General features: G+C 66.1%; 21 protein-coding genes and 2 tRNA genes. 5 read left to right on the plus strand and 18 right to left on the minus strand.

The window, feature by feature from the left end; all coding sequences use genetic code 11:
• Nucleotides 1-40 precede the first annotated feature (40 nt).
• The gene (locus tag WIX39_RS19360; protein WP_081271680.1) at nt 41-1,777 is read left to right on the plus strand and encodes a hypothetical protein; all 1,737 of its coding nucleotides are present in this window, start codon (nt 41-43) and stop codon (nt 1,775-1,777) included.
• Nucleotides 1,774-3,126 carry an MATE family efflux transporter gene (locus WIX39_RS19365; protein ID WP_234382527.1) on the plus strand — a complete coding sequence of 451 codons (1,353 nt, stop codon included), beginning with the start codon at nt 1,774-1,776 and terminating at the stop codon, nt 3,124-3,126. Before WIX39_RS19360 ends, WIX39_RS19365 begins: the two co-directional genes overlap by 4 nt.
• Before the next feature lie 19 nt (nt 3,127-3,145).
• Here WIX39_RS19365 and phoR read toward each other — a convergent pair whose 3' ends face one another.
• Genes phoR through pstS form a run of 7 tightly spaced genes read right to left on the minus strand, consistent with a single transcriptional unit; the run spans nt 3,146 to nt 9,794 of the window.
• The gene (gene phoR / locus WIX39_RS19370; protein ID WP_199851911.1) at nt 3,146-4,486 is read right to left on the minus strand and encodes a phosphate regulon sensor histidine kinase PhoR; all 1,341 of its coding nucleotides are present in this window, start codon (nt 4,484-4,486) and stop codon (nt 3,146-3,148) included.
• 44 nt (nt 4,487-4,530) lie between these two features.
• A complete protein-coding gene (phoB, locus tag WIX39_RS19375; RefSeq protein WP_007836652.1) occupies nt 4,531-5,223 on the minus strand; it encodes a phosphate regulon transcriptional regulator PhoB in 693 nt (230 codons plus the stop codon).
• A gap of 27 nt (nt 5,224-5,250) precedes the next feature.
• The gene (gene phoU / locus WIX39_RS19380; RefSeq protein WP_081271677.1) at nt 5,251-5,952 is read right to left on the minus strand and encodes a phosphate signaling complex protein PhoU; all 702 of its coding nucleotides are present in this window, start codon (nt 5,950-5,952) and stop codon (nt 5,251-5,253) included.
• Nucleotides 5,953-5,968: 16 nt separating this feature from the next.
• Nucleotides 5,969-6,748, minus strand: a complete 780-nt coding sequence (gene pstB / locus WIX39_RS19385) for a phosphate ABC transporter ATP-binding protein PstB (RefSeq protein ID WP_021007056.1) — start codon at nt 6,746-6,748, stop codon at nt 5,969-5,971.
• Nucleotides 6,749-6,765: 17 nt separating this feature from the next.
• On the minus strand, nt 6,766-7,650 hold the full coding sequence (gene pstA / locus WIX39_RS19390) for a phosphate ABC transporter permease PstA (protein WP_081271676.1): 885 nt from the start codon (nt 7,648-7,650) through the stop codon (nt 6,766-6,768).
• On the minus strand, nt 7,647-8,729 hold the full coding sequence (gene pstC / locus WIX39_RS19395) for a phosphate ABC transporter permease subunit PstC (protein ID WP_081271675.1): 1,083 nt from the start codon (nt 8,727-8,729) through the stop codon (nt 7,647-7,649). Before pstC ends, pstA begins: the two co-directional genes overlap by 4 nt.
• A gap of 30 nt (nt 8,730-8,759) precedes the next feature.
• Nucleotides 8,760-9,794 (minus strand): phosphate ABC transporter substrate-binding protein PstS, encoded by a 1,035-nt coding sequence (gene pstS / locus WIX39_RS19400; protein ID WP_081271674.1) that lies wholly within the window; start codon nt 9,792-9,794, stop codon nt 8,760-8,762.
• Nucleotides 9,795-10,043: 249 nt separating this feature from the next.
• Between pstS and WIX39_RS19405 the strand changes: the two genes are divergently transcribed.
• Nucleotides 10,044-11,564: a Ppx/GppA phosphatase family protein gene (locus tag WIX39_RS19405; protein WP_081271673.1), complete on the plus strand. Its 1,521-nt coding sequence runs from the start codon at nt 10,044-10,046 to the stop codon at nt 11,562-11,564.
• An 18-nt stretch (nt 11,565-11,582) separates the two neighbouring features.
• On the opposite strand, the gene WIX39_RS19410 is transcribed toward WIX39_RS19405, so the two are convergent.
• From WIX39_RS19410 to WIX39_RS19420, 3 genes are all read right to left on the minus strand, one after another.
• Complete coding sequence (locus WIX39_RS19410; RefSeq protein WP_172839987.1) at nt 11,583-12,044, minus strand: SixA phosphatase family protein; 462 nt, start codon at nt 12,042-12,044, stop codon at nt 11,583-11,585.
• 19 nt (nt 12,045-12,063) lie between these two features.
• Complete coding sequence (ppk1, locus tag WIX39_RS19415) at nt 12,064-14,202, minus strand: polyphosphate kinase 1 (protein WP_234382517.1); 2,139 nt, start codon at nt 14,200-14,202, stop codon at nt 12,064-12,066.
• A gap of 179 nt (nt 14,203-14,381) precedes the next feature.
• Entirely contained in the window at nt 14,382-15,266 is an 885-nt protein-coding gene (locus tag WIX39_RS19420; protein WP_106934278.1) for a GNAT family N-acetyltransferase, read from the minus strand.
• 144 nt (nt 15,267-15,410) lie between these two features.
• Here WIX39_RS19420 and WIX39_RS19425 point away from each other — a divergent pair, with 144 nt between their 5' ends.
• Together WIX39_RS19425 and WIX39_RS19430 are read left to right on the plus strand one after the other, a co-directional pair.
• Nucleotides 15,411-17,090, plus strand: a complete 1,680-nt coding sequence (locus tag WIX39_RS19425) for an FAD-dependent oxidoreductase (protein WP_409195655.1) — start codon at nt 15,411-15,413, stop codon at nt 17,088-17,090.
• Between the two features lie 29 nt (nt 17,091-17,119).
• Nucleotides 17,120-17,383 carry a UBP-type zinc finger domain-containing protein gene (locus WIX39_RS19430; protein ID WP_106934276.1) on the plus strand — a complete coding sequence of 88 codons (264 nt, stop codon included), beginning with the start codon at nt 17,120-17,122 and terminating at the stop codon, nt 17,381-17,383.
• A gap of 44 nt (nt 17,384-17,427) precedes the next feature.
• Here WIX39_RS19430 and WIX39_RS19435 read toward each other — a convergent pair.
• From WIX39_RS19435 to WIX39_RS19470, 8 genes are all read right to left on the minus strand, one after another.
• A tRNA-Arg gene (locus WIX39_RS19435) sits at nt 17,428-17,504 on the minus strand.
• 189 nt (nt 17,505-17,693) lie between these two features.
• Nucleotides 17,694-17,770 (minus strand) — tRNA-Pro (locus WIX39_RS19440).
• Between the two features lie 47 nt (nt 17,771-17,817).
• Entirely contained in the window at nt 17,818-18,522 is a 705-nt protein-coding gene (locus WIX39_RS19445) for a glutathione binding-like protein (protein ID WP_106934275.1), read from the minus strand.
• An 83-nt stretch (nt 18,523-18,605) separates the two neighbouring features.
• Nucleotides 18,606-18,902: a hypothetical protein gene (locus WIX39_RS19450; RefSeq protein WP_106934274.1), complete on the minus strand. Its 297-nt coding sequence runs from the start codon at nt 18,900-18,902 to the stop codon at nt 18,606-18,608.
• A gap of 58 nt (nt 18,903-18,960) precedes the next feature.
• Nucleotides 18,961-19,227: a hypothetical protein gene (locus tag WIX39_RS19455; RefSeq protein WP_081269158.1), complete on the minus strand. Its 267-nt coding sequence runs from the start codon at nt 19,225-19,227 to the stop codon at nt 18,961-18,963.
• Nucleotides 19,228-19,293: 66 nt separating this feature from the next.
• Nucleotides 19,294-20,226, minus strand: coding sequence for a cupin domain-containing protein (locus WIX39_RS19460; RefSeq protein ID WP_159053600.1), 933 nt, complete (start codon nt 20,224-20,226; stop codon nt 19,294-19,296).
• Nucleotides 20,223-21,512, minus strand: coding sequence for a Zn-dependent hydrolase (locus WIX39_RS19465; RefSeq protein WP_106934272.1), 1,290 nt, complete (start codon nt 21,510-21,512; stop codon nt 20,223-20,225). Before WIX39_RS19465 ends, WIX39_RS19460 begins: the two co-directional genes overlap by 4 nt.
• A 2-nt stretch (nt 21,513-21,514) precedes the next feature.
• Nucleotides 21,515-22,396: an alpha/beta fold hydrolase gene (locus tag WIX39_RS19470; RefSeq protein WP_106934271.1), complete on the minus strand. Its 882-nt coding sequence runs from the start codon at nt 22,394-22,396 to the stop codon at nt 21,515-21,517.
• Between the last annotated feature and the right edge of the window lie 5 nt (nt 22,397-22,401).

Below are 22,401 nucleotides of genomic sequence, written 5' to 3' on the forward strand. Positions count from 1 at the left end.
CGCTGCCCTTTTTGTTTCCGAAACCTGCCTCCCGCCACTCTTGAACCAGCCCACCCCAGCGATCGTTGCCCAGAGCGCCGTGCGCCGACTGCCGCGCATCGCGCTGCTGCTGCTGTGCGCGGCCTACCTGCTGCCAGGCCTGGTCGGCCGGGGTCCATGGAAAAGCGCGGACATCACCGCCTTCGGCTACATGGCCGAACTGGCCCGCAATACCGAAGGCATCTCGCGCTGGTTCGACCCATTGCTGCTGGGCATTCGCCCCGAAACACCCGCGCTGGTTCCCTACTGGATCGGCGCCTGGGCCATCAAGATCGCCCCCTCGTGGCTGAATCCCGACCTGGCGGTGCGCATTGCCTTCGCGTTCCTTCTCTGGGGCACGTTCACGGCGACCTGGTACGCCGTCTACTACCTGGCCCGCACATCGCGCGCCCAGCCCGTGGCCTTCGCCTTCGGCGGTGAAGCGCGCCCGACCGACTACGCACGCGCCATCGCCGACGGCGGCCTGCTGGCGCTGATCGCCTGTCTCGGCCTGGCGCAACTCGGTCACGAGACCACGCCCGCGCTGGCGCAACTGTTCTTTGCCTCGTGCCTGTTCTACGGCGTCGCCGCGCTGCCCTACCGCCGTGCCGGCCCGGTGATCGCACTGATCATGGGCACTTTCGGCATCACGCTGAGCGGCGCGCCCACGGTCGGCCTGGCGCTGGCGATCGGAAGCACGCTCTACATCGCCTACGAGCGTCGAACCGCGGCAAAGGCCCGGACCGAATTCGACACCGGAAGCGATGACGGTCCCGGCTACACCCTGGGCGCCTTCGCGACGATGGCAAGCGTCACCGCAGTGGCCGCAGTGCTGGTGTTCGCGCTGGGCCTGCCCCAATGGAAGATCACGCTGATCGGTGGCTCGCTGTTCGGTGACATCCGTGGCCAGGCCAAGCTGCTGCTGTGGTTCACCTGGCCGGTCTGGCCGCTGGCCATCTGGACGCTCTGGCGTTGGCGCCGCCAGCTCAATGCGCGCCACGTGGCGCTGCCGTTCTGGTTCGCGCTGGTGCCGCTGGCCGCCACCTGGACCACCGATTTCTCCGACCGTTCGCTCATGCTGGCGCTGCCCGCCTTCGCCACGCTGGCTGCATTTGCCCTGCCGACCTTCCGCCGCAGCGCCGCGGCACTGGTCGACTGGTTCAACGTGCTTTTCTTCAGCGGCCTGGCGCTGCTCGGCTGGATCTACTGGATCGCCATGCAGACCGGCGTGCCGCCCAAGCCCGCTGCCAGCGTGACCCGCCTGGTGCCGGGCTTCGTGCCCGAGTTCTCGCCCATTGCCGTGGTGCTGGCGGCGGCCGCGACCATTGCCTGGTGCTGGCTGGTGCGCTGGCGCACCGGGCGGCATCGTGCAGCCCTCTGGAAGACGCTGGTGCTGCCGGCCGGCGGCACGGCGCTGTGCTGGATGCTGCTGATGACGCTGTGGCTGCCGCCAATCGACTACGCGCGCAGCTATGTGCCGCAGGTGCGTGCGGTGGCCGAGCGCGTCGGCCAGCCGAGCTGCATTGCGGAGCTTGCACTGAGCCGCCCGCACATCGCTGCCCTGCGCTACCACGGCCAGTTCAACCTGCAGCCGCTGCTGCTGGGCACCGATTGCCCCTGGCTGCTTGTCAGCCCCGAGACCATCGAGCGCCTGCACACGATCATCCCGTTCGATCAATGGCGCTTCAGCGGCACCCTTCGCCGCCCCAGCAGCCCGGCCGACGACCTGCTGCTCTACCAGAAGATCAAGCCCCAGTGAGCGCACAAAGCGGCGAAAGGGGCCTGATCGCGCGGCATGCCGGCACGGTGCTGGTCGGGCAGCTGGCCGTGATGGCCTTCGGCGTGACCGACACCATCATCGCCGGCCGCTACTCAGAGGGCGCGCTGGCCGCGCTGTCGGTGGGCGCGGCGATCTTCATCAGCGTGTATGTGTCGCTGATGGGCGTGCTGCAGGCGCTGCTGCCTGTGTGGGCCGAACTGCACGGCGGCGGCCGCGGCAGCGAAGTAGGCCGCTCGGTCCGGCAATCGCTGTATCTCGCCGCCATTGCCATCGTGGTCGGCATGGCGGCGCTGCTCGCACCTGCCGCCGTGCTGCGGCTCACACAGGTACCGCCCGAAATGCGCGGCGACGTGGAGATGTACCTTCGCGTGCTGGCCTTCGCCCTGGCTCCCGCCCTGCTCTTTCGCCTGTTCAGCACGTTGAACCAGAGCCTGGGCAAGCCGCAACTCGTGACCTGGCTGCAGCTCGGCTCGCTGGTGGTGAAGCTGCCGCTCTCGATCTGGTTCACCTTCGGCGGCGCGGGCCTGCCGGCGATGGGACTGGTGGGCTGCGGCTGGGCCACGCTGTGCGTGAACTGGGCCATGCTCGCCTGCGCGGTCTGGCTGTTGCGCAGCAGCCCTTTCTATCGCGGCTACAGGCTATGGGAGCGCCTCGAGAAGCCCGACTGGCAACAGATTCGCCTGTTCGCACGGATGGGCGTGCCGGGCGGGCTGGCCGTACTGGTCGAAGTGACCTCGTTCACGCTGATGGCACTGTTCATCGCGCGCCTTGGCACGGCTGCCGCCGCGGCGCACCAGATCGCCGCGAACCTGATGGCGGTGGCATACATGGTGCCGCTGTCGCTCTCGATCGCGACCAGCGCGCGCGTGAGTTTCTGGCTGGGCGCGGGCGATGTCGCCAGGGCGCGCCATGCATGCAGGCTGGGTTTCGAGCAGACCGTGTTGTGCGCCCTGCTTTTCTCCACCGCGCTGGTCACGCTGCGCCATCAGTTGGCCAACGTGTACTCGGACAACCCCGCCGTGGTCGGGCTGGCCGCGGCGCTGATGGTGGCGGTAGCTGCATACCACCTGGCCGACGCCGTTCAGACGCTGTGCGTGTTCCTGCTGCGGTGCTACCGGGTGACGCTCGCGCCGCTGGTCATCTACTGCACGATGCTCTGGGGCCTGGGGCTCGGTGGCAGCTACATGCTGGCGTATCACGGCCTGGGTCCGTGGGGAGCCATGCAATCGCCGCTGGCGTTCTGGATCATGAGCGCGGGCGCGCTGGCCGTGACGGCACTGTTCTTCATCACCCTGCTGCGCTGGACGATGAACAAGCGCTCGGCCTGAAAGCCGGGCCGGCTGCCTGCTACTGCTTGGCCAGCAGCCGCGCTTCCCTGACACGCGCCGCCGGGAACACCAGCGCGAATCGCGAGCCCTTGCCCACGGTGCTTTCGATGCGCAACTCGGCCCCATGACGCTGCGCAATGTGCTTCACGATCGCAAGGCCCAGCCCGGTGCCGCCCGTCTCGCGCGACCGGCTGCGGTCGATGCGGTAGAAGCGCTCGGTCAGCCGGGGGATGTGCTCGGCCGCAATGCCGGGTCCCGTGTCTTTCACCGCGTATTCGCCGCGCCCGTCGGGCAGTACCCGCCAGCTCACGGCCACCTCGCCACCGCCCGGCGTGTAGCGGATGGCATTGCTCAGCAGGTTCGACATTGCGCTCTGCAATTCGGTCGGCGCGCCAGACACTTCGGATTCCGCGTCGATGGTGAACGAAAGGCGGTGGCCCAGCGGCGCCAATCGGCCCGACAGACCCCGGCCCTCGTCCTCGCAGTGCGCGAGCAGAGCCCGGATTCGGATCCACTGGTTGCCCGAAGGCGCCGCGCTGCCCTCCAGCCGCGACAGCGTCAGCAGGTCGTTCACCAGCGTTTCCATGCGGTGCGACTGCTGCCCCATCAGCGACAGGTAACGCGTGCGCTCGTCCGCATCGAGCGGCAGGTTCTGCAGCGTTTCGACGAAGCCCGCGAGCACTGTCAGCGGCGTGCGGATCTCATGGGACACGTTCGCCACGAAATCGCGGCGCATGGCTTCGGCCTGCTCCAGTGCCGTGATGTCGCGCGTCAGCAGCATGCGGCGGTTGCCCGCATAGGGGTGAACCTGCACCGACAGCCGCACCAGGTGGCTGCGCTGGTGCGCATGGCCCGGGCCGAAGGCGTCGATGATGACGTCCCGGCTGTAGTTCCAGGAAGCCAGATAGGCCACGAAGGCCGGGTCGCGCACGAGGTTGGCCAGGTGCTGCGCGAGGTCACGCTCCGCGTCGATGCCGAACTGGCTGGCAGCCGTCTGGTTGCACCATTCGATGCGGCCCTGCTCGTCGAGCAGCACCACGCCGTTCGGCGATGCCTGAATGGCCGCGAGGAACTCCTGCAGCCTGTCTTCGGCCTGCCGAGTCTGCTGCTCGCGGTCTCGCAGCAGCTTGCGGATACGCTCCGCCAACTCGCCCCACACACCGGGTCCGCGCGCCGGCAGGCCCATTGCGTCGTTGCGCAGTACCTGCAGCAGCCGCTCGGCACGCCAGGCATCAAGCCCGAGCCACAGCACCGCGCCCAGCCAGGCACCCAGCCAACCGAATTTCCAGCCGAACGCAGCGACAGCGCCCCCTCCAATTGCAAGGGACGCTATTAAAAATGTAGCAATGCGAAAAGGCATGGCGGGCGATTATCCGCGCCCGCAGCCGAGGGAAGCCACGGCGCTCAAACCGTGACTTGGGCTGTCAGGCGATAGCCCGCTCCGCGCACGGTTTCCACCATGGGCGCAGCCGCGCCCAGCGACTCGCGCAGGCGCTTGACGTGCACGTCGACCGTGCGTTCCTCGATGTAGACGTGGTCGCCCCACACCTTGTCGAGCAGTTGCGCCCGGCTGTGCACGCGCTCGGCGTGCTGCATCAGGTACGCCAGCAGCTTGAACTCGGTCGGGCCGACCTTCAGTGCGCCGCCCTGCCAGGTCACGCGGTGGGTGGAGGTGTCGAGCGCCAGTTCGCCGATCTCGACACGCTCCGTCACCACTTCCGGCGCCCGGCGGCGCAGCACCGCACGGATGCGGGCCAGCATTTCCTGGGTCGAGAAAGGCTTGGTGATGTAGTCGTCGGCACCGGCGTCGAGGCCGGCAACCTTGTCGGGCTCGTCGCCGCGCGCCGTCAGCATCAGGATCGGGATGGCCTTGGTGCGCGGGTCCTTGCGCCACTGGCGCGCAAGCTGCAGGCCGCTCTGGCCGGGCAGCATCCAGTCGAGCAGGATCAGATCCGGCAGGAAGGCGTCAATCTCGCGCTGGGCCGCGGCGCCATCTTCCGACCAGATCGGCTCGAAGCCGTTGTGGCGCAGGTTGACGGCGATCAGCTCGGCGATCGAGGACTCGTCTTCGACGATCAGGACTCGGGGTTTCTTCATTGCTTTCTTGGAGTCTTGCCGCGGTCGTTACTGCAGCGCGGACTCGATTTCCTGCATCGAAGTGTGCCGCACATCGGCACCCTTGACGATGTAGATGATGAACTCGGCGATGTTCTTGGCATGGTCGCCGATACGCTCGATGGCCTTGGCCAGGAACAGCAGGTCGAGGCTGGCGGAAATCGTGCGCGGGTCTTCCATCATGTAGGTGACCAGCTTGCGCACGAAACCGTCGAACTCGCGATCGATCAGGTCGTCGTCCTTCAGGATCGACAGCGCGGCGGCCGTGTCCAGGCGCGCGAACGCATCCAGCGCGGTGCGCAGCAGGCCGGAAGCAAGGTCTGCAGCTATGCGCAGTTCGGTCGTCGGCAACTGGCGGGCCGAACCGCTCTCGATGATCGACTTGACCATGCGCGCGATCTTGTTGGCCTCGTCGCCCACGCGCTCGAGGTTGGCGGTGGTCTTGCTGATGGCGATCAGCAGGCGCAGGTCGCGGGCCGTGGGCTGGCGGCGCGCGATGATCGACGACAGTTCGCGGTCGATGTCGATCTCCATCGCGTTGACGCGATGCTCGGTCTCCATCACGCGGTCGGCGGCGTCGGAGTCGAACTGCAGCAGCGCGTACACAGCCTGGTGGATCTGCGACTCGACCATGCCGCCGAGCTCCATCACGCGCGACGAGACGCCGTTGAGTTCGCTGTCGAACTGGCTGGAAAGGTGTTTCTCGGTCATGTTGTCTCCTTTGACTTCAACCGAAGCGGCCGGTGATGTAGTCCTCGGTCTCCTTGCGCTGCGGCTTGAAGAACATCTGTTCGGTGGCGCCGAATTCGATCAGGTCGCCGAGGTACATGTACGCGGTGTAGTCGCTGCAGCGGGCGGCCTGCTGCATGTTATGCGTCACGATGACCACCGTGTACTCGTTTTTCAGCTCGGCGATCAGTTCCTCGATCTTCGCGGTGGAGATCGGGTCGAGCGCCGAGCAGGGTTCGTCGAGCAGCAGCACTTCGGGCTTGATGGCAATGCCGCGTGCAATGCACAGGCGCTGCTGCTGGCCGCCGGAGAGGCCCGAGCCGCTTTGCTGCAGCTTGTCGCGCACTTCGGTCCACAGGGCGGCCTTCTTCAGGGCCCATTCCACGCGGTCGTCCATTTCGCTGGCCGAGAGGTTCTCGAACAGCTTCACGCCGAAGGCGATGTTGTCGTAGATCGACATCGGGAACGGCGTGGGCTTCTGGAACACCATGCCGACCTTGGCGCGGATCAGCGCCACGTCCTGCTTGGAGGTGAGCAGGTTCTCGCCGTCCAGGGCAATGGTGCCTTCGGCGCGCTGTTCGGGATAGAGCTCGAACATGCGGTTGAAGGTGCGCAGCAAGGTCGACTTGCCGCAGCCCGACGGACCGATGAAGGCCGTGACCTTGTTCTCGGGGATCTCAAGGTTGATGCCCTTGAGCGCGTGGAACTTGCCGTAGTAGAAGTTCAGGTCCTTGACCGAGATCTTCGAGCGCGACGGTTGTGCGACGGTATTTGGCATGTTGGCGTCTTCTTGATTTAGTGTTTGTTGCGCGTCAGGACCCGCGCCAGGATATTGAGGGCGAGCACGGCGACGGTGATCAGGAACACGCCGGCCCAGGCCAGCTGTTGCCAGTTCTCGTACGGGCTCATTGCGAACTTGAAGATCGTGACCGGCAGGCTGGCCATCGGCTGGCTCACGTCGGCGGTCCAGAACTGGTTGTTCAGCGCGGTGAAGAGCAGCGGTGCGGTTTCGCCGGCGATGCGGGCCACAGCCAGCAGCACACCGGTGACCACACCGGCACGGGCGGCACGCAGCGTGATGCTGAGAATGACCTTCCATTTGGGCGTGCCCAGAGCGTAGGCCGCCTCGCGCAGGCCCGGCGGCACCAGCTGCAGCATGTTCTCGGTGGTGCGGATCACCACCGGAATCACGATCAGCGCCAGCGCAAGGGCGCCGGCCAGACCCGAGAAGGTCTTGAAGTAGGCCACCACCACGGCATAGACGAACAGGCCGATCACGATCGACGGCGCCGACAGCAGGATGTCGTTGACGAAGCGCGTGACCGAGGCCAGCCAGCCCTTGGGGTTGTACTCGGCCAGGTAGATGCCGGCCATGATGCCGATGGGCGTGCCCACGAAGGTGGCGAGCATCACCATCACGAACGAACCGAAGATCGCATTCGCGATGCCGCCCGCTTCGTTCGGCGGCGGGGTCATTTCGGTGAAGGTGGCGATGGCCAGGCCGCCGACGCCCTGGCGCAGCGTTTCCCACAGGATCCAGACCAGCCAGAACACGCCGAAAGCCATGGCTGCGAGCGACAGCGTCAGCGCGATCTTGTTGACGCGGTTGCGCGAGGCGAACTTGGCCTGGCGCGTTTCGGCGAGCGCCTTGGCGCTCAGGAGGTTTTGCGCGGTGCTCACGACTTGGTTCCTTCGCTCTTCTTCATCTTGGCAAGCAGCATCTTCGACAGCGACAGCACGACGAAGGTGATGAAGAACAGCACGAGGCCGAGGTACATCAGCGCGGCCTGGTGCAGGCCGGCGCCGGCTTCGGCGAATTCGTTGGCGAGCGCCGAGGTGATGCTGTTGGCAGCCTCGAACACGGAAAGGGAGTTGAGCTGGTTCATGTTGCCGATCACGAAAGTGACCGCCATCGTTTCACCCAGCGCCCGGCCGAGGCCGAGCATGATGCCGCCGATGACGCCGGCTTTGGTGTACGGCAGCACGACCTTGGACACGACTTCCCAGGTGGTGGAGCCCAGGCCGTAGGCCGATTCCTTGAGCAGCGGAGGCGTCACCTCGAACACGTCGCGCATCACCGAGGCGATGAACGGGATGATCATGATCGCGAGGATGATGCCGGCCGAAAGGATGCCGATGCCGACGGGCGGGCCGGACACCAGGGCGCCGAGGTACGGCACGCCGGTGAGCAGCTTCTGCAGCGGCTGCTGCACCCAGGTCGACAGGATCGGGCCGAACACCAGAAGGCCCCACATGCCGTAGACGATGGAAGGCACCGCCGCCAGCAATTCGATGGCCGTACCCAGCGGGCGCTTGAGCCAGTTGGGCGAAAGTTCGGTAAGGAACAGCGCGATGCCGAAGCTCACGGGCACGGCGATCACCAGCGCGATGATCGAGGTGGCCAGCGTGCCGTAGATCATGACCAGGCCGCCGTACTCGTCCTTCACCGGGTCCCACACGCTGCTCGTGAGGAAGCCGAGGCCGTACTTGGAAATGGCGGGCCATGCGCCGACGATCAGCGACAGCAGGATGCCGATGAGCATCGCGAGCGTCAGCAGCGCGGCGCCCTTGGCAGCCCAGCCGAACAAGCGATCGGCCATCGGGCCGGAGCGCGGAGCCTTGACGGGGGGCGGAGGGGCGGTAACGCGGCCGCGCTCGGCCGCGAGGTCGAGTGAGGCGCCTGCGGCGGGGAAAGTGGATGACACGGGTCGCTCCGGCAAAGACGAAAGCGGCGCGTCCTCGAGCGAAGAATTGCTCATGGGCGCGCCGTTCTGGACTGATGGGTTGTATTACTTGTAAGCGACGGCCTTGCCCGACGCATCCTTCACATCACCCCATGCCTTGGCGATGGATGCCTTCACGGCGTCGGGCATCGGCACGTAGTCGAGGTCGTCGGCCGTCTTGTCGCCGCTCTTGTAGGCCCAGTCGAAGAACTTCAGCACGGTGGTCGCGTTGGCGGGCTTGTCCTGCACCTTGTGCATCAGGATGAAGGTCGCGCCGGTGATCGGCCATGCGCCCTTGTCGGCCTGGTTGGTCAGCACCTGGTAGAAGCTCTTGTTCCAGTCGGCGCCGGCAGCGGCGGCCTTGAAGGCGGAGTCGTCGGGCGACACGAAGTTGCCGGCGGCGTTCTGCATTTGTGCGTACGTCATCTTGTTCTGCTTGACGTAGGCGTACTCGACGTAGCCGATCGAATTGGGCAGGCGGTTCACGAAAGCGGCAACGCCTTCGTTACCCTTGCCGCCCGCGCCGGTGGGCCAGTTCACGGCAGTGCCTTCGCCGACCTTGGTCTTCCACTCGGCGTTGACCTTGCTCAGGTAGTTCGTGAACAGGAAGCTGGTGCCCGAGCCGTCAGCGCGGCGAACCGGGGCGATGGCGGCGTCAGGCAGAGCCAGCGAACCGTTCAGGGCCTTGATGGCGGGGTCGTTCCACTTGGTGATCTTGCCGAGGTAGATGTCGCCCAGGACCTGGCCGTTGAGCTTCAGTTCACCGGGCTTGATGCCCTGGATGTTGACCACGGGGATCACGCCGCCGATGACGGTGGGGAACTGCATCAGGCCCTTGGCTTGCAGCTCGTCGTCCTTCAGGGGAGCGTCCGAAGCGCCGAAATCGACGGTCTTGGCTTCGATCTGCTTGATGCCGGCACCCGAGCCGACCGACTGGTAGTTGATCTTGACGCCGGTGGCCTTGTTGAAATCGGAAGCCCACTTGGCGTACAGCGGTGCCGGGAAGCTGGCGCCAGCGCCGGTAACGTCTTGTGCGAAGGCGGGAATGGTGAACATCGCGGCCAGGAGGCCGGCGGTTGCAAATTTGAACGTCGTTTTCATGAAGCTTCCTTTAGAAGTAAGAAGTAGTCCCTTTCGGGCTTGGGACGGACTCTAAAAAGCTTCTGTGACATCAATATGACACCCCTCTGTCGAGGGAAAATGACTGCAATCCCGCAGTGACTTGTGTGACGCTGTCACATAACCGTCATGCACTGCGCCTAGCCTCCAACCCCCTGCCGTGATGAGACTCGAGGGCGGCGCGTTCTGTCACGGCGCTACGATTCAGACAACCGCCCTCTCCACTACAAAATGCAAAACGGCACCCGCCTCGCAGCGGTCGATCTGGGTTCGAACAGCTTCAGGCTGGAAATCGGACAGGTCGACCATGGTCAGATTCATCGCACCGAATACCTCAAGGAGACGGTGCGCCAGGGCAACGGCCTCGACAGCGCGCGCAACCTCACCACCGAGGCCATGCAGCGCGGCTGGGATGCGCTTGCCCGCTTCGGCGAGCGCCTCGCGGGCTTCAAGCGCTCGCAGGTCCGTGCCGTCGCCACCCAGACGTTGCGCGAGGCACGCAACCGCGAAGAGTTCTTGCTGCGTGCGCGCACCATTCTGGGTTTCGGCATCGACGTGATCCCCGGGCGCGAAGAAGCCCGCCTGATCTATCAGGGCGTGGCGCACATGCTGCCGCACACCGATGCATCAGACAGCGAGCGCCGCCTGGTCGTCGACATCGGCGGGCGCTCCACCGAAATGATCATCGGCCACGCGCTGGAGGCCGACCGCATGGAGTCGTATCGCGTCGGCAGCGTGGCCTGGTCGATGAAGCACTTCGGCGAAGGCCTGTTCACCCCCACGGCCTTCCGCGCGGCCGAGGTGGCGGCCAAGGCCGTGCTGGACGACGCGCTCGCCACCTACACCCGCGACCAATGGGACGTGGCGTATGGCGCCTCCGGCACCATCGGCGCGGTCGGCGACGTGCTGGCCGCGGCGGGAGGCGAACCCGGGCTCGTCACACGCGAAGGCCTCGACTGGCTGCTCGACCGCCTTCTGAAGGCCGGCAGCGCCGACAAGCTGCGCATGGACGGCATGCGCGAAGACCGCAAGGCCGTCATCGGCGGTGGCGTCAGCGTTCTGCGTGCGGTGTTCGATCTGCTCGACATTCAGGAAATGAAGGTCGCCCAGGGCGCACTGCGCCACGGCGTGCTCTACGAATTGCTGGAACGCGACGAAAGCGTGGCCGACATGCGCACCGCCACGGTCGCACGGCTGGCCAACCGCTTCACCGTCGATGCGGCACAGGCCAAGCGCGTGGGCGACACTGCTGCCAGCCTCTTCCTGCAACTTGCCCCGGCGGCCCGCGGAGGAAACAGCTCGAACCGTGCCGGCCGTGCGTTGCGCAAGCTGGGCTGGGCGGCGCAATTGCACGAAATCGGCACCCAGATCTCGCACAGCGATTACCACAAGCACGGCGCCTACATCCTCGACAACGCCGACGCGCCCGGCTTTGCAGTGAACGAAATGCACGCGCTGGGCCAGTTGGTGCTGGGTCAACGCGGCAAACTGCGCAAGCTAGAGGCGGCACTGGACGACGAGACCTTCGTGATGCAGCTGCTGTCGCTGCGGCTCGCGGTCATCCTGTGCCATGCGCGGCGCGATCCCGATCCCCAGGCACTGCATCTGGCGGCGCTGGGCGCCCGCGCCTTCACGATCGCCTGCGCGCCAGACTGGGCCGAGGCCTATCCGCAGTCGGCTCACCTGTTGCGCGAAGAAGTGCTGGCCTGGCAGAAGACCAGCAGCTGGCGCGTCGAACTCAGCGGCTGCTGAGCCGCGCCAGCGCCACGTTCAGAGCAGTTCCGGCGACTGCACCGTCACCACGACGGTCTGCACGTCGCCGTCACGCTCGCGCGTGCGGATCCACCAGAGCGAACCCTTGCGCACCGGGCAGCTGTCCTGCTTGAGGCCCAGCAGCAGCGAAATCGCCTGCCCCACGGACGGCTGATGGCCGATCATCAGCACCACCGACTTGCCGTTGGGCCAGCCGGCCGCGCCGAGCAACGCCTCGGTCGTGGTGTCAGGTGCCAGCTCGGCGCGGAGCTTGTACTTTCGGCCCAGCGCAAGAGCCGTCTGCTCGCAGCGCCGTGCGGGGCTGCAGATGATCCTCGTGCCGTCCGGCAACTGACGGTCGAGCCAGGTCGCCATGCGCTTGGCCTGCTTCTCGCCGCGCGCAGTGAGGGAGCGTTGCATGTCGTCGCAACCCTCGGTCCAGTCCTCGGCTTCGGCGTGGCGCCAGAAGATCAAGTCCATGGTCATCGTCTTTCGGTCTTCAGTTGCCGGATGCATCCCGGATGTGCGCTCGGGATGCATAGCGATTCATCAGCGCAGCTTGTGCGCCGTGCGCCTCGATCGCTCGGGAAGCACCCGCCTCGCCCGCATGCGTGTCGTGGTCGACGCGGGTATAGATGCCATCGCCGCCCAGATCCCAGGCGTCGCGTCCATCGTGCAGATAAGCCACCAGGCATTCGTCGATCAGGCGCTGGCGCAGCCCCGGGTCGGTCACGGGCCAGGCGAGCTCGATGCGACGCATCATGTTGCGGTTCATCCAGTCGGCGCTCGACAGGTAGAGCGACTCGTCTTCGCCATTGCGGAAGTAGAAGACCCGCGAATGCTCTAGGAAGCGCCCGATCACCGAGCGCACCCGGATGTTGTCGGTCACCCCCGGCACCTGCGCCGGCAGCGTGCAGGCGCCGCGCACGATCAGGTCGATCTTCACGCCCTTCTGCCCTGCGCGAATCAGCGCGGCGATGATCTCCTCGTCGGTCAGCGCGTTCATCTTGGCGACGATGCGCGTCGCATGGCCAGCCGCAGCCGCCACGCCAAGCGCGTCGATCTGGGTGACGAGGTTCTTGTGCAGGTCGAACGGCGCCAGCCACATGCGGTTGAGCTTGGGCAACCGGCTCTGGCTCGCGAGGTGCACGAACACGGTCTCCATGTCGGCCGTCAGCAGCGGGTCGGCCGTGAGGTGGCTGATGTCGGTATAGAGCTTGGCGGTGCGCGGGTTGTAGTTGCCGGTGGAAAGATGGCCATAGCGGCGCATCTGCTTGCCCTCGCGGCGAGTCACCAGCAGCATCTTGGCGTGGGTCTTCAGGCCGACCACGCCGTAAACCACCTGCGCGCCGATCGACTCGAGCATTTCAGCCCAGTTGATGTTGGCCTCTTCGTCGAAGCGTGCCTTCAGCTCCACCACCACCGTGACTTCCTTGCCGCGGCGCACCGCTTCACGCAGGAGATCCATCAGCACCGAGTCGGCGCCGGTGCGGTAGATGGTCTGCTTGATCGCCAGAACCTGCGGATCGAGTACCGCCTCGCGCAGGAACGCGAGCACGCCGTCGAAGCTCTCGAAAGGCTGGTGAATGAGTACGTCGCTACGCTGCAGCCTTTCGAAGAACGACTGCGACGGCGACAGCGTGACCGGGTAGGACGCCGGGTACGGCGGAAAGCGCAGCTTGGGTTCGTCGAGCAGATCCGCGAGTTGCGCGAACCGGGCCAGGTTCACCGGCCCGTGCACGCGGTAGAGGGCCTGAGGCGGCAGATTGAACTGCGCCAGCAGGAAGCTCGCCAGCGACTCCGCACAGCTCGCCGACACCTCGAGACGCACAGCCTGGCCGTAGTGCCGGTGCTGCAATCCCTGGCGCAAGGCGGTGCGCAGGTTCTTGACGTCTTCCTCGTCCACCGCAAGGTCGGAATGCCGCGTGACGCGGAATTGGGAGAAGTCGCCCACCTCGCGGCCGGGGAACATGCTCGACAGGTGCGCCCGCACGACGCTCGACAGCGCCACGAACAGCGTCTTGCCATCCGACACCTTGGCAGGCATCTTGATCAGGCGCGGCAGCACACGGGGCACCTTCACGATCTGGATGGGGTTTTCGCGCCCGAAGGCGTCCTTGCCGCCCAGCCTCACGATGAAGTTGAGCGACTTGTTCGCCACCTGAGGAAACGGATGCGCGGGGTCCAGCCCGACGGGAATCAGCAGCGGACGCACTTCGCGCTCGAAATACTCGCTGACCCACTTGCGCTGCGCCGGATTGCGTTCACCGTGCGAAATGATGTGGATGCCGTGCGTGGCGAAAGTCGGCATCAGCTCGTCGTTGTACAGCGCGTACTGCCGCGCCACGAGCGTGTGGGCCGCCTCGGCCAGCCGCTCGAACGACTCGACGGTGTAGGTGCCCTTGTGATCGCCGGCGCTGCCCGCGATCAGGTGCGGCGCGGCACGGACTTCGAAGAACTCGTCGAGATTCGACGAAACAATACAAAGATAGCGCAGCCGTTCGATGAGCGGCACTTCGGTCCGATGCGCCCAGTCGAGCACGCGCTCGTTGAATGACAGGATGCTGTGATCGCGGTCCAGCAGCGTGAACGTGGGCGCAGCGACGTCGAGCGACGGATCTGCGGGGTCGGATTGCATAGGCACTGATTCTGGAGCAAGCGGCACAGGAGAACGTGTAGGCGGAAATATGACAGTGTCATCCGCGCTTGTGTCATTTGCATGACAGTCCCGTGACGCCTCCAGCGCACCTGCTCCAGACCCGGTAGGCGTGTTGGAAGAAGCGAGCGGCCCCGGTTCGGGCCGGGCGACCGCCGGCTTCATGCGCCCAGGAAGTGCTTGCGGTAACGCGCCGGCAGATCGTCGATGCGCATCAGCATCGGCAGGTCAGCGGCGTTGAAGTCCGGGTCCCAGGCCGGCGCACCGAGCACCTTGGCACCCAGGCGCAGGTAGCCCTTGATGAGCGCCGGCGGCTCCACGTCGAGCGTGCTGTCCAGCCGCTCGACCGGCAGCGGCAGGCGCGGCTGCACCTGGTATTGGATCGGCGCCATGTGGCTGGCCGACACCTGGCGCCAGATGCTGGCGGCGGCGTCGCCGTTGGTCACTCCGTTGTGCGACATGGGAATGCTCGCGCAGCCGATCATGGTGTCGAGCTTGTTGCGGTGCATGAAGCCGGCCAATGCCCCCCACAGCGCGAGGATCACGCCGCCCTGGCGGTGCTCGGGGTGCACGCAGCTGCGGCCAAGCTCGACCATGCGCTCGCGCAGATCGCGCAGGCGGGTGAGGTCGAATTCAGTATCGCTGTAGGTGCTGCCCACACGGCGGGCCTGTGCCGGCGTCAGCACGCGATAGGTGCCGATGACTTGCTGCGTCAGTTCGTCGCGGACGAGCAGGTGTTCGCAGAAATCGTCGAACAGGTCGATGTCGTGGCCGGCCAGCGGCGACGACACGCGGGCGCCCATCTCGCCGACGAACACGTCGTAACGCAGGCGTTGCGCGGCACGCACGTCGTCGAGGTGGCGAGCCCAGCCCACGGTGATGCCCTGGCGGGCTTCGGGAACCGGAGGAAGGATGACTGCGGGCGCCTGGGGCACCGAGGAGCGGGCAGTGATGGTGGTCGAACCACCGGCAACAGGAGCGGGCCACAAGGCCGCGCGCAGCCCGATCTGCGAAAGCGGAAATGTCGGGTTGGGCAGTTCTTTCATGGGGAACCCTTTCTGCCGAGGGAGTCTCCGCACCTGCCATGAAGCCGGCATGTCAGGAACATTTCAGACACATGACGGCGACGCAGGCCCTTCCGTGCACTTCGTCGTCTAATGCGGGAGACTCGCGAAAAGGAGCTTTCACGCATGGCCACCGACGTACGCGGCACCGACAACGGCCGCCTCCAGCAGACCTTTCCCGTGCTGAGTGACACGGAGATTGCGCGTATTGCGCGTTTCGGCACCGTGCAACAGTTCGCGCGCGGTGCGCGGCTCTTCACCGCCGGAGAAACCGGCCCCGGGATGTACGTTCTGCTCAAGGGCGTCGTGGCGGTCACGCAACGCGATGGGCTCGGCCACGTCGTGCCCATCGTGCGGCAGGGCCCGGGCGAGTTCCTGGCCGAAGTCGGCCAGCTGAGCGGCCGCCCTGCCCTGGTCGACGGACATGCCGATGAAGATGTCGAAGTGCTGCTGGTGCCGCCGGCGCAACTGCGCGCGCTGCTGGTCGCCGAAGCCGACCTGGGCGAACGCATTACGCGCGCGCTCATCCTGCGACGCGTGGCGCTGATCGAATCCGGCGCCAGCGGACCGGTGCTGATCGGCCCGCCGCAGTCGCCCGACATGGCCCGGCTGGAGAACTTTCTTCGCCGCAACGGCTACCCCTATCACCTGGTCGACGCCGACGACGACCCCGACGCCGCCGCGCTCATCGCGCAGTACGGTGCCGGCAAGCTGCTGGCGGTGTGTCCGGACGGCTCCGTGCTGGTGAACCCCACCGACGATGCGCTCGCGCGCTGCCTGGGCATGGTCGACACCGCCGAGCGCGACGAGTTGTATGACGTAGCCGTGGTGGGCGCCGGACCGGCGGGCCTGGCCACCGCCGTGTATGCGGCCTCCGAAGGCCTGCGCGTGATCGTGCTCGATTGCCGCGCTTTCGGCGGACAGGCCGGTGCCAGCGCACGCATCGAGAATTACCTGGGCTTTCCGACCGGCATCTCGGGCCAGGCGCTCGCGGGCCGTGCCTTCGTGCAGGCGCAGAAGTTCGGCGTCGAGATGCTGATCCCTGCCAAGGTGACATCGCTGGACTGCTCGCGCGACAACCCGCAAGAAAGCCTGCGCGTTTCGCTGGCCGACGGCCGCACCATCAATGCGCGCACCGTGGTGATTGCCAGCGGCGCGCGCTACCGGCGACCCGCGGTGCCGCGCCTCGCCGAATTCGAGGGGCGCGGCATCTGGTACTGGGCTTCGGCCATCGAAGCAAAGATTTGCGCGCGGCAGGAAGTGGCGCTGGTCGGCGGCGGCAACTCCGCCGGACAGGCCGCGGTGTTCCTCTCACGCCATGCGGCCAAGGTCAACATGCTGGTGCGCGGGCCGTCGCTCGCGGCCAGCATGTCGCGCTACCTCATCGACCGCATCGAAGCCACTCCCAACATCTCGCTGCAGCCGCACACGGAACTGGTCCGCCTGCACGGCGGACCGGACGAAGGCCTCACGGGTGCGACGTGGCGCTGCCACACGTCGGACGACGAGCACGACTGCCCTGCCCGCAACATCTTCCTCTTCGTGGGCGCGGAGCCCGAGACTTCGTGGCTCGAAGGATGCGGCGTGTCGGTCGACAAGCATGGCTTCGTGCTGACCGGCGCGGCCGCGAGCAGCGGCTTCCCAGCTCGGCCGGCGACCGCGCTCGAGTCCAGCGTGCCCGGCGTGTTCGCCGTGGGCGATGTGCGCTCGGGCTCCGTCAAGCGCGTCGGCGGCGCCATCGGCGAAGGCGCTGCTGCGGTGGCGCTGATTCATCAACACCTGTCGCAGTCATCGACTACGGCCTGATCAGTCTCGAATTACAAAGGAGTTGCCTCGTGCCCATCAAACCCTGCGACCACGTGCCTGCCGACATCGCGCAGCCGCACACTTTGCGCGGCTGTGAAGACTGCTTGAAGACCGGCGATACCTGGGTTCACTTGCGTCTGTGCGTTCACTGCGGCCACGTAGGTTGCTGCGATTCGTCGAAGAACCGGCACGCGACGAAGCACTCGCATGCGCAGCAACATCCGGTGATCCAGTCGATGGAGCCTGGCGAGGATTGGATGTGGTGCAACCTGCATGAGAGGCAGGTTGGGTGACTTGGTCATGCTCCTGCGGGGTTTGAGGGAGCAAATTTGACAATTGGCCTGCCCGGAGGGGATCGAACCCCCGACAACCTGCTTAGAAGGCAGGTGCTCTATCCAACTGAGCTACGGGCAGATGCAAACCGGAGAGAACCCAGGAGAATCAACGACTTAGACGCCTTTGTTTCCGGGCCGGCAGCGGCGCAGATTCTACCCAGTTCCGCACTTAGCCCCGTGTGGCGACGCTGCCGATTCGGCAACCTTCTTCATGGCCCGGAACGAAAAATGCACACAGCCTGTGAAGACTGTGTGCATTTCGATTTTTTGGTCGGGGCGAAAGGATTCGAACCTTCGACCCTCTGGTCCCAAACCAGATGCGCTACCAGGCTGCGCTACACCCCGACAAGCCTTCTATTCTAGCCCGGATATTCGCCTGTTCCTGAAGTTTCTCAGCGTTTCTCGTACTGGGTCTTGCCGAAAAGGATCTCACGTTCCTTGTCGCCGGTGATGGGCTGGCGCAGATCAGCCAGCACTTTCACGCCGCGTTGCACGGCCGGGCGCGCCGCGATGCCGTCGAACCAGGCCTTCAGGTGAGGGAAGTCGGTGAGCGTGATGCCCTGGTTCTCCCAACTGCGCAGCCAGGGGAAGATCGCGATGTCGGCAATCGAATAGCTCTTGCCGGCAATGAACTTGCTCTTCGACAGTTGCTTGTCGATCACGCCGTAGATGCGCTTGGCTTCGTTCGTGTAGCGGTCGATCGCATAGGCGATTTTCTCGGGCGCGTAGATGCGGAAGTGGTGGGCCTGTCCGAGCATGGGGCCGACGCCGCCCATCTGGAACATCAGCCACTGCAGCACGTCATAACGCTCGCGGTCGCCCGCCGGAAGCAGCTTGCCGGTCTTGCCCGCCAGGTAGACCAGGATGGCGCCCGATTCGAAGAGCGAAATCGGCTTGCCGTCCGGCCCGTCAGGGTCGGTGATGGCGGGGATCTTGTTGTTGGGGCTGATCTGCAGGAAGTCGGGCGCAAACTGGTCGCCCTTGCCGATGTTCACAGGGTGCGCGCGATACGGCAGGCCGCATTCCTCGAGCATGATGTGAATCTTGTGGCCGTTCGGCGTGGGCCAGGAATAGACCTCGATAGGCTGTGCAGACATATGTCTCGGGCTCCGATGGATGTGATGCGTGCCCGGCAGCATATACGTGGCCTTCCGATCGCGTGCGCGACCGGGATTTGCGCTCAGTCTGATGCCGTCCCGCCCGGCTTGGAAGGCAGGTCGCCCTCCCGCAGCTTTCGGCCGACCCACATCATTCCAGTTTCGTAGTTCGCGGCGCCGACCTGAATGCCGCCCACGGTGCGAAGCGCGCCGGTTCCGTCGTCGGTGGCGGGCCCCTCGCCCGTGTATTCGCCGGGAACCAGCAGGCGGCCGTCTTTCAGGAAATCGGCAATGCGCAGTTCGCGCATCGCGCGGCCCCAGTGCCACTGCTTCTTGATGTCGTAGGTGACCGCCTTCGTCGGGGGCTTGGATTTCTTCATGTGCCTCGGTCGCTCGCAAAACAAACAGGCGCCAGCATAGCCTGCGCCTGTCGGCGCATCAGAGCTGGCCTTTGGCACCCCGCTCTGGCGCAATCAGAAGCTCCTCCCCCTCCTCCCGGGGCCCGACATTCAAATCTTCCGACATCCCCTTCAGCACCACATACCCAGCCTGCAGCGCCTCGATGTATGTTGAAAAGCCTGTCGCGGCTTCCATCAGCGGCTCGAATTCCATCGAGTTGTCGAAGGACTCCAGGAGCACCCAGAAATAGTCGCCTGCGTCGTGTTGGTCGACAGTCAGGGCAATGGAGATAAGTTGGCCAGCCATTCACTCATGGTGACAACGCCAAGTGACAGTTCGGCTTCCGGGTGAAGTAAGCCGCGTGACTTGTTATCAGGCTGCTTCGAGAAACGCAAAGCCCATGGTCCTCGCGTGATAGTGCAGCCCGCCGTCCTGCACGATGAGAAAGCGCGCGCCGTGCGCGCCCGTGTTGTGGTGCGAGTGCGGCGCACCCGGCGGCGTGACGAGCGTTGCCCATGGCTCCCACGGGCAATGCGCATCGCCCACGACGGAATGGCAGCCCTCGCCCTGCACCACCAGCGTCACCGCGGCGGAATTGTGGCGGTGCGAACGCTGCCAGGTGCCGGGAGACAGCGTGTTGAAGCTCAGCGTCAAGGTCGGCGTGAGGTTGCGTGCGGCGGCCTGCCTGTCGGACGAGAAGATCAGCGCGCGGCCCGAGGTCTCGTCGCGCGTCCCGGTCGAAAAGATCGTTGCGAACTGCCGCTCGATCTCTGCAGCCGGATAGTGAACGACGTCGATGGATGCATCCACCACCGGCGCAGGCTCCGCGCGCTCGAAGGCCAGCTGAGGCTCGTTGCCGACGCTCCACAGCAGCGCACCTTCAGGCCCGCCCGCAAGGCGGTAGCCGGTGGCGCCGGGCAGCAGGAACACGTCGCCCGCGCCAAACTCGAAGCCATCGAACGCGCCGTCGAGCCGCCCGCTGCCGGAAATCACGTACCAGACCGCTCCGGTCGCGCGCACGTCCAGCGGCAACGGCATGTCGCCGGGCGCGATGCGCACATAGCGCGCGAGCATCAGCGGCGTGGTGGCCGCAAAGCCGCTGCCCAGCGCCTCGGACTGGTCGCAGTCGAAAACGCCGAACCGCCCTTCCGGTGGCGGCGAAAAGAGCCGCGCGGGCACTTCGGGCAGCTTCACGTTGAAGGCGTTGCCGGAGTTGAAGAAACGCGCGCGTGCCTGCGCCGCGCTGGCCGGCGCGCCCGGATGCTGCATCGGCAGATCCGCCATGTCGGTGACGGCTTCGTTCACGGTGCCTCCCCCTCCCCTGCACCCGCATACGGCAGCAGCACCCGCAGCAGCACATTGGCGCCGGCGGCCACATGCTCGGGCTCGGCCCATTCGTGCTCGGCATGGCTCACTCCGTCGCGGCAGGGTATGAAGATCATCGCGCTCGGGCACAGCGGCGCCATGTGGCGCGCGTCGTGGCCGGCGGCCGAGAGAATCGGCATGTGCAACTCGCCGATGCTCTCGGCGGCCTTGGCAATCGCCTGCTGCAGCGCGGAGTCGAAACCGTTGGAAGGCGCATCGACCAGCGGCGTGACGGTGGCCTCGCAAGGCGCTGCGAAGGTGTCGCACAGCATGCCGATGCGTTCGCCCAGATATGAAAGCACGGCGTTGTCGGGGTGGCGCAGGTCGATGCGCAAGGTCACGCGCTCGGGCACGACCGAAGGCGCGTTCGGCTCCACCTGCAGGCGGCCGATGGTGAACTTCACGGCTTCGTCGTAGCCGCCGATCTCCGCATACAACGCACCCGCGATGCGCGTGAAGGCTTCGAGCGCATCGCGCCGGTAGACCATCGCGAGCGTGCCCGCGTGGCCTCGCTCGCCCTCGATCACGATGTCGAATGTCTTCTTGCCCTGGATGCCGGTGACGACGCCGATCACGTGCTCCTGCGCTTCCAGCAATGGCCCCTGCTCGATGTGCGCCTCCACATAGGCCTTCACCGGAAAGCCCAGGGTTCGCCGCCGCAGCGCGGGAAACGCCGCATGAAACGCATCGAGCGCATCGGCGACGGAAACGCCCTGCGCATCGCGCACCGCGCGCACGGCTTCCAGGCTGCGCACACCGGCAAAGGCTTCGGAGCCCATCATGCCGGGCGCAAAGCGCGAGCCTTCTTCGTTCATCCATGCGACGCAGACGATGTCCACCGGCGGGCGCACGCCGCGCTGCGCCAGCGTGGTCAACACCTCCAGTGCGGCCACCACGCCATACACGCCGTCGAAGCGCCCGCCGCCGGGCTGGCTGTCGAGATGGCTGCCCGCGAGCACCGGCGGTGCATCGCGGTCGGTGCCGGGCAGCGCGATGAACAGGTTGCCGGCCGCGTCGGTCGAAGGCTCCAGGCCGGCCTGCAAGGCCCAGTCGATCATGGTGCGCCAGGAAGCGATTTCTTCCGCGCTCAGCGCCTGCCGGTCGACGCCACCGCCCGGCGTGGCGCCGATGCGCGCGAGCGCCATGAGGCGGTCCCAGAGGCGCGTGGCGTCGATGCGCCAGGCGCCCTGCTGTGCATGGGTGATCGTGGCTGCGTCGGCGTTCATGGTCAGTCGGTCTTCATGATCTGGCTGGGCAGCGCGCGCGGATCGCGCGGCTTCCACTGGCCGGCTTCGACCTGTGCGAAGAACTCGGCCAGCAAGGCGTTGAAGGCGGCGGGCTCTTCCAGGTTGAGCGTGTGGCCGGTCTTGGGCATGACCGCGAGGCCACAGGCCGGCACGGTCTTCTTGAGGAAGATGCCGGGCTGCAGGCAATGGTCGTCCTCGTCGCCGACCACCACGAGCGAGGGCACTGGCATCGCGCGCAGTTGGCTCTCCAGGTCGTAGATCGACGGGCGCCGCGCCTGTACGCCGCGCATGGTGTTGGCAGCCCCCAGCGCGTCGTGCTCACCGAGCCACGTGGCAAATTCCTGCCAGCCGCGCGGGTCCTTGTTCTGGAACTGCACGCGGCTCGCACCCAGCGAATAGGTGCGCGCAAATTTCTCGGAGCCCTGCGCCTCGAATTGCCTGGCCACTTCGAGCGAGACGCCGCGGAAGTACTCCTCGTGTTCTTTCTCCGCGCCGTAGCCCGCACCGGCAATCACCAGCGAAGCCGCGCGCGGTGCATGGCGCAGGCCGAAGTGGAGCGTCGCGAAGCCGCCCATCGACAGCCCCACGATGTGCGCGTGCTGCAGTCCCAGCGCGTCCATCACGGCCGCGATGTCATCGGCCGCCGTGGCCTGCGAATAGCGGTCCACGTCGGCGGGCACGTCGGACGGCGGATAGCCGCGCGCGCCGAAGGTCACGCACTGGTGGCGCCGCGCGAAGTACCGCATCTGCGGCTCCCAGCTGCGGTGGTCGCCGCCGAACTCGTGCACGAACACGATGGGCGTGCCGCTGCCGGCGGTTTCGTAGTACAGGCGAACGCCGTCTTGCGTGGTGGCGAAGCTCATGGTTC

This window comes from Variovorax sp. AB1(2024) (assembly GCF_037482385.2).
GTDB lineage: Bacteria > Pseudomonadota > Gammaproteobacteria > Burkholderiales > Burkholderiaceae_C > Variovorax.